A 17,581-nucleotide genomic window follows, 5' to 3' on the forward strand; every position below is an offset into this window, starting at 1 on the left:
ACGGACCATGGCCTTCGTGATCTACGGCGCCGGCGCGATCGGCGGCGTCCTCGGCGCACGCCTGCACTCGGCGGGGTTCGACGTCCGGCTCATCGCTCGCGGCGAGCACCTGGCCGCCATCCGGTCGCGAGGTCTGCGGGTCGAGTCGCCCGAGGGCGCCACGACGGTGCCGGTGCCGGCCTACGGTTCGCCGTCCGAGGCCGGCGTGAGCCCCGACGACGTCGTCGTCCTCACCATGAAGGGCCAGGACACCCCGGACGCGCTCGAGGCGCTGCGCGAGGTCGCCGGTCCGTCCACTCCGGTGGTGTGCGTCCAGAACGGCGTGGCCAACGAGCGGCTCGCGCTCCGGCTGTTCTCCCACGTCTACGGCGTGTGCGTGATGTTCCCCGCGGCGCACGTACGGCCGGGCGTGGTGCAGGCGCGGTCGGCGCCGGTGCCGGGCATCCTCGACATCGGCCGCTACCCCGCCGGCATCGACGACGGCGCCCGCTCGATCGCGGCGGCGCTCACCAAGGCCGGCTTCGTCTCCGAGCCGCGCGAGGACATCATGCGGTGGAAGCACCGCAAGCTGATCATGAACCTCGGCAACTCCGTCATGGCGCTCTGCGGGCCCGGCGACGACAGCGCTCAGCAGGCTGCCGCGCTGGTGCGGGCCGAGGGCGAGGCGGTGCTGACGGCGGCCGGCATCGACGTCGTGGACGAGGCGACCGACCGAGCCCGGCGCGGCGACATCCTGCGGATGCCGCCGTTCGATGGCCGGGAGCCCAGCGGCTCGTCGGTGCAGAGCCTGCTGCGCGGCACCGGCTCCATCGAGGCCGACTACCTCAACGGCGAGATCGTGCTGCTGGCCCGGCTGCACGGCGTGCCGGCGCCGGCCAACGAGCTGGTCCGGCAGCTGGCCGTCGTCGCGGCGCGGGAGCGGCTGGCCCCGGGCTCGGTGCCGGCCGGCGAGCTGCTGCAGAAGCTGTCGGCGTGAGCCGGGCCCTCAGGCCGGGTCGCCGACGGTGAGCACCAGCTTGCCGCGCAGGTGCCCGGACTCGCTGACGGTCTGGGCCTCGGCGACCTGCTCGAGCGGGAACGTGCCCGCCACGGGCAGCTGGACCGCGCCCTGCTCGACCAGCGGCAGCACCGTCTCGAACACCTGCGGCAGCGGCAGGTCGGCGCTCCAGGTCGCTCGGACGCCGTACTGCTCCGCGCTGCCGTCGGCGATGGTGACGACGCGCTCCGGTCCGCCGGCCAGCTCGACCGACACCGGCAGCACGTCGCGCCCGGACGCGTCCAGCACGGCGTCGACGCCCCGGGGGGCCAGCGCCCGCACGCGGTCGGCCAGGCCGTCGCCGTAGAGCACCGGTTCGGCTCCCAGCGACGCCAGGAACTCGTGGTTCGCCGTCCCCGCCGTCCCGATGACGCGGGCGCCTCGGACCAGCGCGAGCTGCGTCGCCACGAGGCCCACAGCGCCGGCCGCGGCGTGCACGAGCACCACGTCGGCGGCCGTCACGTCGAGCAGCCGGATCGCGCGGTACGCCGTCTCGCAGGCGACGGGCAACGCCGCGGCCTGCACGAACGACATCGAGCGGGGCTTGGCGACCAGGCCGTCGGCCGCCACGACGATGTGCGTGGCGGCCGTGCCGGAGCCCAGCCCGAACACCGCGTCGCCCGCGGACCAGCCGGTCACGTCGGGGCCCACGGCGTCGACGGTGCCGGCGAACTCGAGTCCGACGCGCGCGGGCCGGGCCGGCGCCTGGTCGCCGGCGTAGAGGCCGCGGCGGGCCTTCCAGTCGTACGGGTTCACCGCGGCCGCGCGGACGGCGACGCGCACCTCGCCGGGCCCGGGCTCGGGCAGGTCGACGGTGTCGAGCGAGAGCACGTCGGGGTCGCCGTAGCGGGTGTACCGGACGGCGCGGGCCCGCTGCGTGGTGGTCACCAGCTCACGTCCACGGGCATGCCCTCGGTGTACCCGGAAGCACTCTGCACTCCCACGACCGCACGCTCGCGGAACTCCTCGATGGTCCGCGCGCCGACGTAGGTGAACGCGCTGCGGACCCCGGCGACGATGGTGTCGACGAGGTCCTCGACGCTGGGCCTCGACGGCTCGAGGTACATCCGCGCCTGCGAGACGCCCTCTTCGAAGATGCCCTTGCGGGCGCGCTGGAACGCGGAGTCCTCGGCGGTGCGCAGCCGCACCGCCCGCGCCGACGCCATGCCGAAGCTCTCCTTGTACATCCGCCCCTCGCCGTCGCGCAGGACGTCGCCCGGCGACTCGTAGGTGCCGGCGAACCACGACCCGATCATCACGTTGTCGGCCCCCGCGGCCAGCGCCAGGGCGACGTCGCGCGGGTGCCGCACGCCGCCGTCGGCCCACACGTGCACGCCGAGCTCCCGGGCCCGCCGCGCGCACTCGAGGACGGAGGAGAACTGCGGCCGGCCGACGCCGGTCATCATGCGCGTGGTGCACATGGCACCCGGCCCGACCCCCACCTTGACGATGTCGGCCCCGGCCGCCACGAGGTCGCTGACGCCCTCGGCCGTGACGACGTTGCCGGCGACGACCGGGACCTCGGGGTCGAGTGACCGGACCCGCCGCAGGACGTCGAGCATGCGTTCCTGGTGCCCGTGCGCGGTGTCGACCACCAGCACGTCGGTGCCGGCCGCCAGCAGCGCCTTGGCCTTGCCCTCGACGTCGCCGTTGATGCCCACCGCCGCGCCGATGCGCAGCCTGCCGCCGTCGGCCGCGGGTGCGTAGAGCGTGGCCCGCAGCGCGCGCTCCCTGGTCAGGATGCCGACGATGCGCCCGTCGGCACCCACGACCGGCGCGAGCCGGTGCCGTCCGTCGTGCAGCTGGTTGAACGCGTCCTCGGGCGCGACGCCGTCGGGCAGGGTGAGCACCTCCGTCGACATCACCGTGTGCAGCTGGGTGAAGCGGTCGACGTCCTGGCAGTCGGCCTCGGTGACCACGCCTGCCACCCGGCCGTCGTCGACGACGATGACGGCGCCGTGGCCGCGCTTGGGCAGCAGGTTGTACGCCTCGCCGACGGTGCCCGACGGCGGCATGGTGAGCGGGGTGTCGTAGACGAGGTGCCGCTGCTTCACCCACGCGATGACGTCGGCGACGACGTCGGGCGGGATGTCCTGCGGGATGACGGCCATTCCGCCGCAGCGGGCCAGCGTCTCGGCCATGCGGCGCCCGGAGACCGCGGTCATGTTCGCCGCGACCAGCGGGATCGTCGTCCCCGTACCGTCCGCGGTCGTGAGGTCGACGTCCAGCCGCGACCCGACCTGGGATCGGTTCGGCACCAGGAACACGTCGCTGTAGGTGAGGTCCTGGTCGGGGACCCGGTCGTGCAGGAACCGCATGGTGCCTCCCCCGGCTCGGCAGAGTTCCACCCTACCCAGCGGCGCCCCAGCGGCCCGGACGGCTGGGATGGTGAACCGCGCGCTGCAGACGGACAGGGAGCCCATGGTTGAGGGATCCGTGGCGTTCTGGCGACACTCATCCCTCAACCATTGCGAGCGGTGCTCCCCCGGGGGCCGTCGACGAGGACGGGCGGCTCCGCGAGGGTGGCGTGCAGGGGGTCTTCGGGGACGATCCAGGGTGAGCCGGGGGCGCCGCCGGGGTCGGCGCGCCAGCGGTGCGCCACCCGCTCGACCGCCACCGGGTACACCGTCAGCGACCCGTCGCGGCCGAGGTGGAAGCGGAGGAAGCTCTTGTGGTCCTCGATGCCCATACCGGCGTACAGCTCGTTGACGTTGACGTCGAAGTACCGTGCGACCAGCAGGTACGCCCCTACCACCCAGGCGTCGGCCAGCCCGATGACGGGGCCGTAGACCACGAACGCCAGCAGCGTCGCCCACGGGTTCGCCAGCCCCGACAGCGGGAGCGCCGACCACGCCGCCGCTCCCCCGAGCGCCAGCGCCACGTGCGGCACCGCATGGAGCACCGCCGCGGCCATGTGCTTGCGCGTCCGCTCCCCGAGGACCAGCGTGAACACCGCCGTACCGACCAGCACGGCGACCACACCGGACACCGTCGCCGGCGTGATCAGGTGGTCGGGCGACGTCACGAAGGCCAGCATGAGCAGCGTCTGCATGAGCCCGAGCAGCCAGACGAAGCCGGGATTGCGCCGCGGCAGCCGGGAGAAGATCCGCCGGCCGAGCCGCCGCGAGGTCTGCTGCGACGGGTAGGCGGCGGCCCGCTCGTACCGCTGCGGGGTGCTGCGCCGGCGGGTGATCGTCTCCTCCGGCGGGACGGCGACGGCGTCGGGCAGGTGGTCGGTGCCGACGAGGTAGGCGCCGCCTCCGCCGCAGGTGAGCAGCTGCCGGCCGCGCCCGTCCGGCCCCGGGCCGGTGTAGCGCGCGTAGTGGTGCATGTCGCCGGCGAGCAGCAGCGGCACCCGGGCGCCGGTGGGCTCGATGACCGTGCGGATGAAGTAGTCGACGCTGTCGTAGGCGTCGGGCCGGTCGTGCGTCTTCACCCACGACGGCTGGGCCGGCACCAGGATGATCCGGTCGGTGGGCGTCAGCCGCTCGGCGACCCGGCCGAAGTAGGCGAGCTGCGGCTCGTCGATGTAGGACGACAGCTGGATGTCCACGGCGAACAGCCACCACCGGTGCGGCAGCTCCAGCGCGAAGTAGCTGCGCGCCTGCCGCGTGCGCCAGCCGCCGACGGTGTCGCCCTGCGCGAACAGCCGCAGGAACGCCGTCAGCCCGTCGTACCAGTCGTGGTTGCCGGGCAGCGCGTAGAGCGACGGCGTGACGGCGGCGAGGTCGGGCAGGGCGGCGCGGTACGGGCCCTTCCAGCGGTGCTCGTAGGCCGGGTTGGACGCCGTCGGGTACACCTGGTCGCCGCCCAGGACGAGCAGGTCGCCGCGGGGCAGCAGGCGGCCGTCGTCGAGCATGAGCTCGGGCCGGGCCAGCAGCGACGCGATCGTGTAGGTAGCGTCGAACCCGTCGCCGACGTCGGCGGTGTAGTCGAACCAGAGCTCGTCGGCGGCGGAGTGGTCGTAGGCGCGGTCCGGCAGCGCGGCCTGCAGCTCGCGCTTGTCGAGGTAGCCGCCGAACAGGTAGGCGAGCAGGACGCGGACGGCGGTGCCGGCGAGCAGGCCGGGGTTGAGCCAGGGCACCGGCCGCTGGCGGACGAACCCGGTCTCCGCCGGGCTCAGGTCGCGCGGCCGCGGCGCGGGTCCAGTCACGTCAGCGACATCCGATGTGTCGGGCCCTGCACGTCACGCTCGTTGCTCCGATCCTCGCCATCTCCGACCGACGACTCGTGGGAGCCTCCGGCCCCCAGTCGTCGCCGGTGTGCACGGCCCTCCACGGGTGACCTTAGGGTCCCTCGGCAGGGTGATCAACCACCGCGCGCAGGCGGAGCTCGAGCATCGCCGCGAACCGCGCGTCGGCGTCGGCGAGGTCCAGCCCGCCGATCTCGCCGACCCGCCGCAGCCGGTACCGGAACGTGTTGGCGTGCACGTGCGTGGCCGCAGCTGCCGCCGTCACGTCGCCGAACGCCTCCAGCCAGGCCCGCAGCGTGTCGACCAGCTGCGACCGGTGCCGCCGGTCGTAGGCCGCGAGCCGCGCCACCGGACCCGACGGGACCCGCCGCTCGGCCGCCATGGCGCCGCCCAGCTCGAGGAGGAACGCCGAGATCTGCACGTCGGTGAGCCGGGCCACGCGCGAGCCACCCCGCCGCGTCCGCAGCACCCGCACCGCGCGGTCGGCGTCGTGGCGCGACTGCGGCAACTCCGACGGCCCGGCCGCGACCCCGCCGATGCCGACGACGACGTGACTGCGGGCGCCGATGCGGCTGAGGAACTCCTCGGCGACGGCGACGGCGCGCTGGCCGGCGTCGGGGCCGTCGCCGGCCAGCGGGATGACGCCGTAGACCACGCCGCCGACGAGGGCGACCGCGGACCGCGGATGGACGGCGGCCAGGTGCAGCGCGAACGCTCCGGCGACCCGCTGCAGGTCGGCTTCGACGGAGGACGGCTCGGCCTCACCGGGCACGGCCAGCGCCAGCACGCACGCCGGTCCGCCGGCCAGGCCCAGCCGGCTGGCCGCCTCGCCCGCCGCGGGACCGCCTTCGAGCACCGTCGCGACCAGCTCCGCGCGCAGCCGCCGCTCGACGTCGGCACCGGCGCGGTGGCGCAGCATGTGCAGCGCGACCAGCTTGGCGGCGTCGACGAAGGCCTGCTCGCGTTCCGCGGTGAGCGGCTCCTTCACGGCCGCCCACATCGAGCCGAGGATCTCGTCGCCCGCGCGGACCCGGATCGCCGCCCGCGCCATCTCCGCGCCCTCGATGTCGGGCATGAAGACCGGCCGGTCCGACGCGTAGAGCGCCCGGAACAGCCCGCGCCGCTCGAGCTGGCGCAGGTAGCGCTCGGGGACCTGGCGGCCGAGCACGGTCTCCTTGCGCGACTCGTCGGCGCGCTCCTGGTCGGCCGAGAACGCCAGCACGCGCGAGTTGAGGTCCTCGATCGTCAGCGGCGCGTCCAGCAGCGCCGACACCGCCCCGGCCAGCGCGAACAGATCGCCCGCGCCGGCGCCGGCCAGCGTCTGGTCCTCGACGCCGCCCAGGTCGTCCAGCGCCAGCAGGCTGCGCAGCAGGGCCGCGACCTGCGCCCACGACGCGCCGCGGGTCAGACCGAACAGGACCAGCCCCTCCTCGGCGACCGCCCGCCGCGCGTCGGCGTCGAGGTCGACCGGGACCCGCAGCACCAGCCCGACGGCGCCCTCGGCGGCCACCGCGCGCACGACCTCGGCGATCTCGTCCGGCGCGGCCAGCCCGACGCCCAGCACCAGCGCGTCGGCCGGCATCGACGGCGGGTCGAGCGGGTCGTGGATGACCACCCCGCCCACGCTCCGGCCGGGATCGACCCGCCCGGCGACGACCTCGAGCAGCGTCGACCCCAGATCGTCGAGGACGCGGCCGAGCGTGGCCCTCGGTCGCAGGGTCATGCGCAACACCTCTGAACCCAAGCACGCGGACGACGGGAGCGAGTTCGTCGAACTCTACAATCCGCGCCGCCTGCTTGGTGCCCGCCCACGAACCGCCAGATCCCCCTGGCGGCTCGGTGTGCGATGAGACACCTGTGCGCACCGGTGCGTCACGGTGCTCATGTGCCCAGGGATCGCCGGGCACCGTCGCCGGTCAGGGTGCGGGGAGCCAGGTGGTCGAGGTCGTCATCGACGCCAGGACGTCGGCGATCGGCTCGACGCCGAGGCCGGGCCCGGTGGGCACCGCCACGTGGCCGTCCTCGAGGACGAACGGCGCCGTCACGTCCTGGGCGAAGTAGCGGTCCGACGCCGACGTGTCGCCGGGGAGGGTGAACCCGGGCAGCGCCGCCAGTGCGACGTTGGCCGCCCGCCCGATGCCGGTCTCGAGCATGCCGCCGCACCACACCGCCGCCCCGTGCGCCTGCGCGAGGTCGTGGATGCGCCGCGCCTCGAGGTACCCGCCGACCCGGCCGGGCTTGACGTTGATGATCCGGCAGGCGCCCAGCGCCAGCGCGTCGGCGGCGTCCTTGGCCGACTCGATCGACTCGTCGAGGCAGATCGGCGTCCGCACCAGCTGCGCGAGCGACGCGTGCTGGCGCAGGTCGTCCTCGGCCAGCGGCTGCTCGATCAGCAGCAGGTCGAAGTCGTCCAGCGCCGCCAGGACACGGGCGTCGGCCAGCGTGTAGGCGGCGTTCGCGTCGACCTGCAGCATCAGGTCGTCGCCGAACCGCTCGCGGACGGCGCGCACCGCGGCGACGTCCCAGCCGGGCTCGATCTTCAGCTTGATCCGCAGGTAGCCCTGGTCGAGGTAGCCGGCGACGGCGTCGAGCAGCGCCGGGATCGAGTCCATGATACCGACGGAGACCCCGGCGGGCACGCGGTCGCGCACGGCACCGAGGTACGACCCGAACGACTCGCCGCGGGCCCGCAGCCAGGCGTCCAGCACCGCCGTCTCGAGCGCGGCCTTCGCCATGCGGTGCCCGCGCACCGGCTCGAGCAGGCGCGCCACGTCCAGCGGCTCCACGTCACCGGCCGCGAACAGCCGTGGCGCGAGGAACCGCTCGATCACCTGGGCCGCCCCGTCGGCGTACTCCGGCGAGTACAGCGGCTCGCTCATCGCCACGCACTCGCCCCAGCCGTCGCCGTCGGGCGTGGCGGCCCGGACCAGCAGCACGTCGCGCGCCGTCTCGACGCCGAACGAGGTGCGGAACGGCGCGACCAGCGGCATCGCGATGCGCCGCAGCTCGAACCCGGTGACCTTCACGCGTCGGTCCTCTCCGTCACGTAGCTGCCGGACCGGGTGAACCCGGTCACCCGCGCGCCACTGGTGATCAGCTCGCCGAGCACGTCGCGCACCGCGGAGCGCCACTGCCGGGCCGTCTCGGGGTCGGTGCCGCGCAGGGCCTCGATGTCCGACGGCGTCCCGACCAGCAGCCGCCCGGCCCGGGCCCATGCCGACCGGGGCGCGGCGACCGGCCGTCCCGACGGCGACTCCGTCAGCGCGGCGACGACGCCGGGCGGCACCGCGGCGGCCGTCCCGCCACCGCTCGCGCACGCCGCCACCACCGACGGGTCCTCGAGCCGCCAGCGCACCAGAAGCCGGTCGCTGCCCTGCCCGCCGTTGATCGCGTCGTCCATGTCGCCGTAGAAGTCGACCAGGTAGTCGCTCGGCCGGGCCTGCAGCTTGGCCAGGTTGAAGTAGGCGTTGCGGCGCACCAGCGGGTCGAACGTCCAGGTGATCTCGGAGAGGCCGTGCTCCAGTGCCCAGTCGCGCTGGTGCGACTTGAGCGCGAACCCGACGTGCCGGCCGCGGGCGGCGGCCGAGACGCCGGCGACGTGCGAGTGCATCGAGCGGCCCGGTGGCGCGGCGAAGAACCCGACACACGCCCCGACCAGCTCGTCGCCGTCATAGGCACCGGCCACGTAGTTGCCGGCGTGGGTCAGGGCGCGCAGGTGCTCGACGGTGACGGGCGGGTTCGACTTGTCGGGCCGCCAGATGCGGTCGAACAGCGCGTAGACCTCTTCGAGATCGCCGAGCGCGGACAGCTCGCGGATGACGAGGTGCGCGACGGCGGCGGGCTGGGCGGCCATGTCGTCGATGGTCCTCCACTCCGGGGCGCCGGTCATGGTCGTCCGGCCCGATCCGCGGCGACCGGGTTCGTCGGTCCGGACGAGCCCGCGCGCACGGCGTCGACCAGCCCGGCGAGCAGCGCGGCCCGCCGCGGCATCTCGTCGACGAGCACGTACTCACCCGGCGCGTGCGCCCCGGCCCCGACGGCGCCGAGCCCGTCCAGCGTGGGGGTGCCGTCGCCGGCGACGATGTTCCCGTCCGAGGCCCCGCCCACGTGCGCCGAGCCCAGCGGCCCGAGCCCGAGCGCGGCGGCCACATCGACCGCCAGCTCGTACAGGGCGGCCGACGACGACGGCTCGAACGGCGGGTGCCGCGGCCCGCGGACCACCTCGACCTCCGCGCCGTCGAGCACCGGGCGCAGCGCGAACAGCCCGTCGTCGACGCGGCTCGCCTCGGCCGCCGTCGGCACCCGCGCGTCGACATGCACGGACGCCGCCGCCGGGACGGTGTTCGCGGTGGTCCCCGCCGTGGCGACGGTGGGGGTGACGGTGGCGCCGCCGGGCCCGCGGTCGAGGGCGCCGATGGCGAGGATCTGGTGCGCGAGCTCGACCGCCGCGTTGACGCCGGTCCACGGCTCGAGCCCGGCATGCGCGGCCCGGCCGGTGACATGCACCTCGTACCAGGCGACGCCCTTGCGCGCGGTCTTCAGCGCACCGCCGTCGGCCGCCGCCTCCAGGACGAATGCCGCCGAGGCGCGGGCGGCCTCCTCGTGCAGCAGCGGCCGCGACGTCAGCGCGCCCAGCTCCTCGTCGCCGGTGACCAGCACCGTGATGCCGTCGAGCGAGGACAGCCCGGCGAGCGCGTGGAACAGCTGCACCAGTCCGGCCTTCATGTCGAAGCAGCCCGGGCCGTAGGCGCGTCCGTCCGCCACCCGCCACGGGTGCGCCAGCAGCGAGCCGACCGGCCAGACGGTGTCGTGGTGGCCGAGCAGCAGCACGCCGGGCCGTCGCGCACCGGGCGGCCCGAACCGCCAGCGCAGGTGCGTCCGCCCGTCGACGACCAGCCGCTCGGGCGCGGCGCCGGTCAGCCGCGCCCCCAGCGCCGCGACGACGTCCGCCGACGCCGCGACCGCCGCGGTGTCGGCCGACGGCGACTCGCACTCGACCAGCGTCCGCAGGTCGGCGGTCATCTCGGCGACGCTGCTCATCGGGCGCCCGTCTTCCCGCTCACCCTCACATCATCGTCCCGAAATCCCAGGATGAGGCCTTGTCGGTGCCCGCCCGTAGGGTGGGATCCCACCCGATCCGGGCGGGTCATGCCCTCCTCGTCCACGCCCCCCACTGCGTCAGGCGACCTTCGGTGTCGCGCGGACCCCGAGGTGGACGTACGGCGTCCCGTCGGCGAGCGCGTAGAACGTCACCGGCATCCAGGTCTCGTTGCCGGGCAGCCGGGTCAGGTAGAGGCCGTCGCGCACCGGCACGAGGTCCAGCTCCTTCGGCTCCTCGTCGAGGCCGGCGAGCTGGGCGGTGCTGGTGATCCGCAGCTTCGGCCCGGTCTCGGCCTGCCAGACGTCGAGCCGGACGCTGGCGCGCTCGTACGTCCCGACGTGCGGGGTCAGATCGACGGCGACCGGCTCGGCGGGCGGGGTGAGCGGCGCGGCCATCTCGACGCCGGCGACGTCGCGGACGATCTCGCGGATCAGCGTCTCGTAGAGGTCGCGGGTGTGCCCGCCGTTGGTCAGCATCGTGACGGCCACACCCTGCTCCGGCAGTACCCGCAGGAACGCGGACTGGCCGATGGTGTTGCCGTCGTGGCCGATCAGCCGGGTGCCGTTCCAGTCCAGGCGGAACCAGCCGAGCCCCCACGAGTCGGCCAGGGTGTACGGGTCGGGCAGCTGCACCTGCTCGGCCTGCATGGCGGCGACGGTGTCGGCGGCCAGCACGCGGGTGCCGTCGGCGGCCACGCCGCCGGCCAGGTGCATGCGGGCGAACGCGAGCACGTCGGCGACGGTCGACGCGATCAGGCCGGCGGGCCCGGCCGAGCGCGGCAGCACCCAGACCGACGCCCGGCGGAACGGCTCGTCGTCCTCGTGGACGTGCCCGACGGCGGTCCGGTGCAGCAGCGCGTCGTCCGGCAGCGTCACCGTCCGCGGCAGCCCGAGCGGCGCGTAGAGCAGGTCGCGCATCGCGGCGTCCCAGACCTGGCCGGTGAGCTTCTCGATGACCCGGCCGGCCAGCGTGAACCCGGAGTTGCAGTAGGACCACGTCGCGCCCAGCGGGTGGTTCAGCGGCAGCCCGGCCAGCGCCGCGACGTACTTCTCCAGGCAGTCGTCGCCGCGGCCGGTGTCGAGGAAGAAGTCGCCGTCGATGCCGCTGGTGTGCGTGAGCAGGTGCCGCATGGTGACCCGCGCGGTGGCGTCGGGGTCGGCCAGCGTCAGCTCGGGCAGGTACGTGACGACGGGCTCGTCGAGCGACAGCTTGCCGGCGTCGACCAGCGCCAGGACCACGCTCGCCGTCCACACCTTGCTGATGGAGCCGATCTGGAACAGCGTGTCGGTGGTGACCTCGACGCCGGTCTCGACGTTCGTGACGCCGTACGCCAGCTCCAGGGTCTCGTCGCCGCGGGCGATGCCCAGCGTCGCGCCGGGGACGCGGTAGCGCTCGGCCAGCTCGTTCAGCCGCTGCTGCCAGTGGTCGCGGTCCAGGGTCGTGGCGGATGTGGTCATCGCGTGCTCCTTCTTCGACGTGTACTGGGTGACCCAGTCGACGATGCGGCGGGCGTAGTCGAGCCGGTGCGACGGGCGTCCGGCGAGGATGAACAGGTGCGACGCGCCCGGGTAGAGCACCAGCCGGGCCGGCACGCCGCGGGCGCGCAGCGCGGCGAACCACTGCTCGGCCTGCCCCGGCGGGCACCGGTCGTCGTTCAGTCCGTGCAGGATCAGCGACGGCGTCGTCACCTGCGCGACATGGGTGTACGGCGACTGCGCGGCTGCGCCCGCGGGGTCGGAGAACGGGACGGCGGTCTCGTACGCGGCGAGGTGGTGCCCGGCATCGGACGTGCCGGCGAAGCTCGTGATGTCGGTCAGCACGCCGCCGGGGATCGCCGCGGCGAACCGGCCGGTGCGGCCGGTCAGCCAGCAGGTCATGTAGCCGCCGTAGCTGTACCCGGTGACGGCGAGGCGGGCCGGGTCGGCGACGCCCTCGGCGACCAGCTGGTCCAGCGGCTCCAGGAAGTCGCGCTCGTCGGCCAGCCCCCACTGCCCCACGGCGGCGGCGAAGAAGGCCTCGCCGTAGCCGTCGCTGGCCCGCGGGTTGAGCAGCAGCACCGACCAGCCCTGCCGAACCAGCAGCTGGTGGTAGGAGTGGCCGACGTCGGGCACCGGGCTCCAGGCGTTGTGCGGGCCGCCGTGGATGTCGAGCAGCAGCGGCGCCGGCCCGCGCCCGTCGTCGCTCGCGGCCGACGACGGGCGCAGCAGCCAGCCGTGCACCTCGGTGCCGTCGGAGACGGTGAAGACGCGCTCCTCGGCGACCGGCAGGTCCAGGCCCCGCGGCGAGTGCGCGGTCAGCGTCGTCTCGGCACCGGTCGCGACGTCGACCAGCGCGATCTCGCCGTACGACCCCGGCCCCGCGACGACGACGGCAGCGTGCGCACCCGCCACGGAGAGCCCCGACACGACCCGGCCCGCGCCGCCGAGCAGGGGCCGCACCGGTCCCCCGCCGGCGTCGACGGTGTACACGTGCGTGCAGCCGCGGTCGCGGGCACAGAACACGACGGTGTCGCCGTCGCCCGCGAGCTGGGGCAGCCCGCCGGGGTAGCCGGGCCCGCCGGGCATGACGTTGCGGTCCAGGTCCGCGGTGAGGTCGACGGCCGGGCCGCCGTCCAGCGGGACCCGGCACAGCCGGTGGTGCGCCACGGCGACCTGTCGCTGGCCCACCACCAGCAGCGCGCCGCCGTCCCGGGTCCACGTCACCGGGCCGGCGGCGCGCAGCTCTCCGACGGTCTCGCCCAGCGGCCCGCCCTCGGCCGGCAACACATAGACGTAGGACTCGCCCGTGAGGTCGGTGTCCGGGGCCGTGGCCGCTGGGAACGCGAGCCGCGAGCCGTCCGGCGACCAGGCGACCGGCCCGGCGCTCCAGTCGCCCTCGGTCAGCTGCGTGACGGCGCCGGTCGCCACGTCGGCCACGTGCACATGCTGGCGCAGCCCGCGCAGCAGCCCGGCGCCGTCGGCCTTGTAGCCGAGCCGGTCGGCGACGATCGGGTCGGTGTCCTTCTGCCCCGTGGTGTCGACGGCGGCCGTGAACGCGATGCGGGTGCCGTCAGGGCTCCACACGGGCGCGCCGGCGCCCTTCGGCAGGTCGGTCAGCGCCACCGGCTCGCCGCCGGACAGCGGCAGCAGCCAGAGCTGCGGTGGCCCGTCGGCGGCGCGCAGGAACGCCAGCGACGACCCGTCCGGCGACCACGCGGGCGAGGCGTCGGCGCGGCCGTGCGTGAGCCGCCGCGGCTCGCCCCCGTCCACCGGCACCAGCCAGAGCGACGACACGTTCTCGTCGGCCTCGGCGTCGCTGCCCTTCAGCACGTAGGCGACCCGCGAGCCGTCGGGCGACAGGGCCGGCTCAGCGGGGACGGTCAGGGCCAGGACATCGTCAGGGGTCATCGGGCCGGCACCTCCAGGGTGAGGGTTTCGGACGCGAAGTGGCAGGCGGACCGGTGCGGCCGGTCCGGCGCGCCGGGCTGCGGGTCGGTCTCGGCGCAGATCGTGCGCTCCGGCCGGGTCAGCGGGCCGATCGGGCAGCGGCGGTGGAACCGGCAGCCCGTGGGCGGGTCGTGCGGCGACGGCGCCTCGGTGTCCAGGCGCGGGTCGTCGGCGGGGACGGGGTCGTCCAGCGCCACGCCGAACGCCGGGGCGGCGTCCAGCAGCGTCCGGGTGTACGGATGCCGCGGCGAGGAGAGGACGGCGTCGGCCGGGCCGGCCTCGACGATCCGCCCCAGGTACATGACGGCGATGACGTCGCTGACGTAGCGCACGACCGAGAGGTTGTGCGAGATGAACAGGATCGTCAGCCCGAGCCGGCGCTGCAGGTCGCGGACCAGGTTGAGCACCGATCCCTGCACCGAGACGTCCAGCGCGGACGTGATCTCGTCGGCCAGCACCACCTCGGGCTCGGCGGCCAGCGCGCGGGCCAGCGCCACCCGCTGCCGCTGGCCGCCGGACAGCCCCGACGGCAGCGACCGCGCGCGGGCCGGATCGAGGTCGACCAGCTCGAGCAGCCGGGCCACCTCGGCGGCCCGGGCGCTGCGTCGGCGGCCGCGCAGCGCCTCGGCGATCGACTCGCCGACGGTCATCCGCGGGTCGAGCGAGGCGTGCGGGTCCTGGAAGACCAGCTGCAGGCGACGGCGGTCGCGGCGGGTCCGCAGCGGGGCGCCGTCCAGCCGGATCTCCCCCGACGTCGTCGGGACCAGCCCGACAGCGGCCTTGGCCAGCGTCGACTTGCCCGACCCGGACTCGCCGACCAGCCCCACGACCGACCCGGCGGGAACCGTCAGATCGACGCCGTCGACGGCGGTCAGCGCGGACCGGCCCGAGCCGAAGCGGACGGTCGTGCCCTCGAACGACAGCTCTCTCATGACCGGCCTCCTGAAAGGACGTCCAGCACCAGGTCCAGCGGCTGCGAGCGCGGGTGCCAGCAGGCGGCGCGCTGCTCGGGGGCGACGGCGGCGAGGCCCGGCCGGACCCGGCAGGCGTCGTCGGCGAACGCGCAGCGCGGGGCGAACGCGCAGCCCTCGGGCCGGTCGGCGGGGTCCGGCGGACGGCCCGGAATCGTGGCCAGCGGCCGCTCGCGATCCGTCGCGAGGTCCGGCACCGACGCCAGCAGCGCGCGGGTGTACGGGTGCGCGGCCGCGCCCAGCTGCCCGACCGGCAGCTCCTCCACCACGCGGCCGGCGTACATGACCACGACCCGCTCGCAGAGCTGGGCGACGACGGCGATGTCGTGCGAGATCAGCACGACGGCGGCGCCGGTCTCGGCCTGCACGTCCTTCAGCAGCCGCAGCACCTGGCGCTGCACCGTGACGTCGAGCGCGGTGGTCGGCTCGTCGGCGATGATCAGCTCCGGCGTGCTCATCAGGCCCATCGCGACCATCGCGCGCTGGCGCATGCCGCCGGAGAACTCGTGTGGGTACTGGTGCGCCCGCCGCTCCGGCGCCGGCACCCGGACGGTGCGCAGCCGGTCGACGGCGCGGGCGAGCGCGGCCCGGCGGCCCTGGCCCTCGTGCACCCGGGTCACCTCGGCCAGCTGGGTGCCGACCCGCATCGACGGGTTGAACGAGGTCATCGGGTCCTGGAACACCATGGCCACCTTGGTGCCGAGCAGCTCGCGCACCTCGGACTCGGGCCGTCCCCGCGGCTCGACCCCGGCCACCTCGAGCCGGGCCGCCGTCACGTCCGCGGTGTCCGGCGCCAGCTGGGCGACGGCGAGCGCGGTGAGGCTCTTGCCGGAGCCGGACTCCCCCACGATGCCCACGGTCTCGCCGGGGCGGACGGTGAGGCCGACCCCGTCGACGGGGTACGTCCACCCGCCGCGCGGCGCGGGGAACCCGACACGGAGGTCGTCGGCGACGAGCACCGTGTCGCCAGGCGTCTCCGGGGCGGAGCCCGCGGCTGCCGCAGCCGCCGCCTGATCACCGACGGGAGGCCTGCGCCGTCGTACCGCACGCACCCCCACGACCTGCGCGATCGACTCGCCGAGCAGGGTGAAGGCGAGCCCGGCGACCACGACGGCGACGCCGGGGGCCAGCGCCGCGGCCGGGTTGATGTAGATGCGGTCCAGGCCCTCGCCGAGCAGCCGGCCCCAGTCGTAGGCCGGCGGCTGCACGCCCAGGCCCAGGAAGGACAGCCCGGCGAACGCCAGCAGTGCGCTGCCGGCCATGACCGTGGCGTTCACGACCAGCGGCTCGCCGATGTTCGGCAGCAGGTGCCGCGCGACCAGCCGGAACCGTCCCACGCCGGCCAGCCGTGCGGCCGCCACGAAGTCCCGTCCGGACACCGCCGCCACGTTCGTCTGCACCAGCCGGGCGAACGACGGCGCGCCGGCCAGGCCGATCGCCAGCACCGCCCCTCGGGCGCCCACCCCGAAGATCACCGCGAAGAACAGGGCGAGCAGCAGGCCGGGGAACGCGACCGCCAGGTTCACCGTCCCGGTCACCAGCCGGCCCGCCCGCCGTCCGAGCACCGCCGGCAGCACGCCCAGGAGCACGCCGGCGACCACGCAGATCGCCGTGGCCAGCAGGGCCAGGCCGAGCGAGTACCGCGTCGCCACCAGGACCCGCAGCATGATGTCGCGGCCCAGCGCGTCGGTGCCCAGCGGGTGCTCAGAGGTCGAGCCCTGCGACAGCGCCGCCGGGTCGGTCTCCTCGGCGGCGTCGCCCCACAGGATCGGCGCGACGACCGCGAGGACCGCCAGCAGCACGAGCAGCCCCGCCGCGGCCGCGCCGACGGGGTTGCGCAGCGCCGCCCGCCACTGGTCCCGCCCCATCAGCCCTCCCGGATCGTCGAGCGCGGGTCGGCGAGCGCCAGCAGCACGTCGACGACGAGGTTCACCAGCAGCACCGCGGCGCCGTAGACCAGCACGATGCCCTGCACGACGGGGTAGTCCTTGGCGAGGATCGACGAGACGATCGTCATCCCCATGCCCGGCCAGGCGAACACGTTCTCGACCAGGACGGTGCCGACGATCATGCCGCTGAGCAGCAGCCCGCCGATGGTCAGCGTCGAGGTCAGCGCGTTCGGGAACACGTGGCGCAGATGCACCCGCAGCGGCGGCAGTCGTTTCGCCCGTGCGGTGCGGACGAAGTCCTCGTCCATGACGGCGAGCGCCTCGACCCGGACGATGCGGGCCATCAGCAGCGCCGGCCCGAGCGCCAGTGCCACGACCGGCAGCACGTACGACGCCGCGTCGCCGCGCCCGGCCACCGGGAACCAGCCGAGCGTCACGCCGAACACGAACACCAGGCCGACGGCGAGCAGGAACTCCGGGATCGCCGCGCCCACCGCGCTGGTGGACGTGAAGCCCAGCTCGGCGCCGCGCCGGCGCCCGCCCCGGGTCAGCACGGCCATGGCCAGGCCCAGCGGGACGGCGGCCAGCATGACGACCACGAACGCGGCCACCGCCAGGCTCGCCGTCGCCGGCAGCCGCTGCCCGATCGTCTCCGACACCGACACCCCGGAGGTCATCGAGGTGCCGAGATCGCCGGCGAAGAGCGCCCGCACGTAGTCCGCTAACTGCACGCCGATCGGGTCGTTCAGCCCGAGTGCCTCGCGCCGCGCCTCCACCAGGTCCGGCGGCGCGGTGACGCCGAGCGCCGCCCGCACCGGGTCGCCCGGGATCAGGTGGATCATCAGGAACGCCAGCGTCACCAGCACGGCCAGCGACACCAGCAGCCGTCCCGTCCGGCGCAGCAGGAACCGCGCCCACGGGTTGCCCACCCACGCCGCGACGGCCGAGGTGGCCGGCGCGGCCGAGG

The 17,581-nt window shown here is 75.1% G+C and carries 12 protein-coding genes; 1 reads left to right on the forward strand and 11 read right to left on the reverse strand.

Annotated elements, in window-relative coordinates:
• Window positions 1–7 precede the first annotated feature (7 nt).
• Window positions 8–976: a ketopantoate reductase family protein gene (locus tag E1212_RS02205; RefSeq protein ID WP_131978463.1), complete on the forward strand. Its 969-nt coding sequence runs from the start codon at window positions 8–10 to the stop codon at window positions 974–976.
• A gap of 9 nt (window positions 977–985) precedes the next feature.
• Here the strand turns inward: E1212_RS02205 and E1212_RS02210 are convergent, their stop codons facing one another.
• From E1212_RS02210 to E1212_RS02260, 11 genes are all read right to left on the reverse strand, one after another.
• Entirely contained in the window at window positions 986–1,924 is a 939-nt protein-coding gene (locus tag E1212_RS02210) for an NADP-dependent oxidoreductase (protein ID WP_131978466.1), read from the reverse strand.
• The gene (locus E1212_RS02215; protein WP_131978469.1) at window positions 1,921–3,354 is read right to left on the reverse strand and encodes a GuaB1 family IMP dehydrogenase-related protein; all 1,434 of its coding nucleotides are present in this window, start codon (window positions 3,352–3,354) and stop codon (window positions 1,921–1,923) included. The genes E1212_RS02210 and E1212_RS02215 overlap by 4 nt, the downstream gene beginning before the upstream one ends.
• Before the next feature lie 143 nt (window positions 3,355–3,497).
• A complete protein-coding gene (locus tag E1212_RS02220) occupies window positions 3,498–5,189 on the reverse strand; it encodes a metallophosphoesterase (protein WP_203416211.1) in 1,692 nt (563 codons plus the stop codon).
• 133 nt (window positions 5,190–5,322) lie between these two features.
• On the reverse strand, window positions 5,323–6,951 hold the full coding sequence (locus E1212_RS02225; protein ID WP_131978472.1) for a PucR family transcriptional regulator: 1,629 nt from the start codon (window positions 6,949–6,951) through the stop codon (window positions 5,323–5,325).
• 193 nt (window positions 6,952–7,144) lie between these two features.
• Window positions 7,145–8,254, reverse strand: a complete 1,110-nt coding sequence (gene menC, locus E1212_RS02230) for an o-succinylbenzoate synthase (RefSeq protein WP_203416213.1) — start codon at window positions 8,252–8,254, stop codon at window positions 7,145–7,147.
• Window positions 8,251–9,081, reverse strand: a complete 831-nt coding sequence (locus E1212_RS02235) for a GNAT family N-acetyltransferase (protein ID WP_203416215.1) — start codon at window positions 9,079–9,081, stop codon at window positions 8,251–8,253. The genes menC and E1212_RS02235 overlap by 4 nt, the downstream gene beginning before the upstream one ends.
• A gap of 32 nt (window positions 9,082–9,113) precedes the next feature.
• Window positions 9,114–10,268: a M20 family metallopeptidase gene (locus E1212_RS02240; protein ID WP_203416217.1), complete on the reverse strand. Its 1,155-nt coding sequence runs from the start codon at window positions 10,266–10,268 to the stop codon at window positions 9,114–9,116.
• Between the two features lie 138 nt (window positions 10,269–10,406).
• Window positions 10,407–13,715 carry a serine hydrolase gene (locus E1212_RS02245; RefSeq protein WP_131978478.1) on the reverse strand — a complete coding sequence of 1,103 codons (3,309 nt, stop codon included), beginning with the start codon at window positions 13,713–13,715 and terminating at the stop codon, window positions 10,407–10,409.
• Window positions 13,712–14,686: an oligopeptide/dipeptide ABC transporter ATP-binding protein gene (locus tag E1212_RS02250; protein ID WP_131978481.1), complete on the reverse strand. Its 975-nt coding sequence runs from the start codon at window positions 14,684–14,686 to the stop codon at window positions 13,712–13,714. Before E1212_RS02250 ends, E1212_RS02245 begins: the two co-directional genes overlap by 4 nt.
• Window positions 14,683–16,593: a dipeptide/oligopeptide/nickel ABC transporter permease/ATP-binding protein gene (locus tag E1212_RS02255; protein WP_131978484.1), complete on the reverse strand. Its 1,911-nt coding sequence runs from the start codon at window positions 16,591–16,593 to the stop codon at window positions 14,683–14,685. The genes E1212_RS02250 and E1212_RS02255 overlap by 4 nt, the downstream gene beginning before the upstream one ends.
• Window positions 16,593–17,543: an ABC transporter permease gene (locus E1212_RS02260; protein ID WP_420814346.1), complete on the reverse strand. Its 951-nt coding sequence runs from the start codon at window positions 17,541–17,543 to the stop codon at window positions 16,593–16,595. Before E1212_RS02260 ends, E1212_RS02255 begins: the two co-directional genes overlap by 1 nt.
• Window positions 17,544–17,581: the final 38 nt, after the last annotated feature.

Source organism: Jiangella ureilytica, from assembly GCF_004348545.1.
Lineage (GTDB): Bacteria > Actinomycetota > Actinomycetes > Jiangellales > Jiangellaceae > Jiangella > Jiangella ureilytica.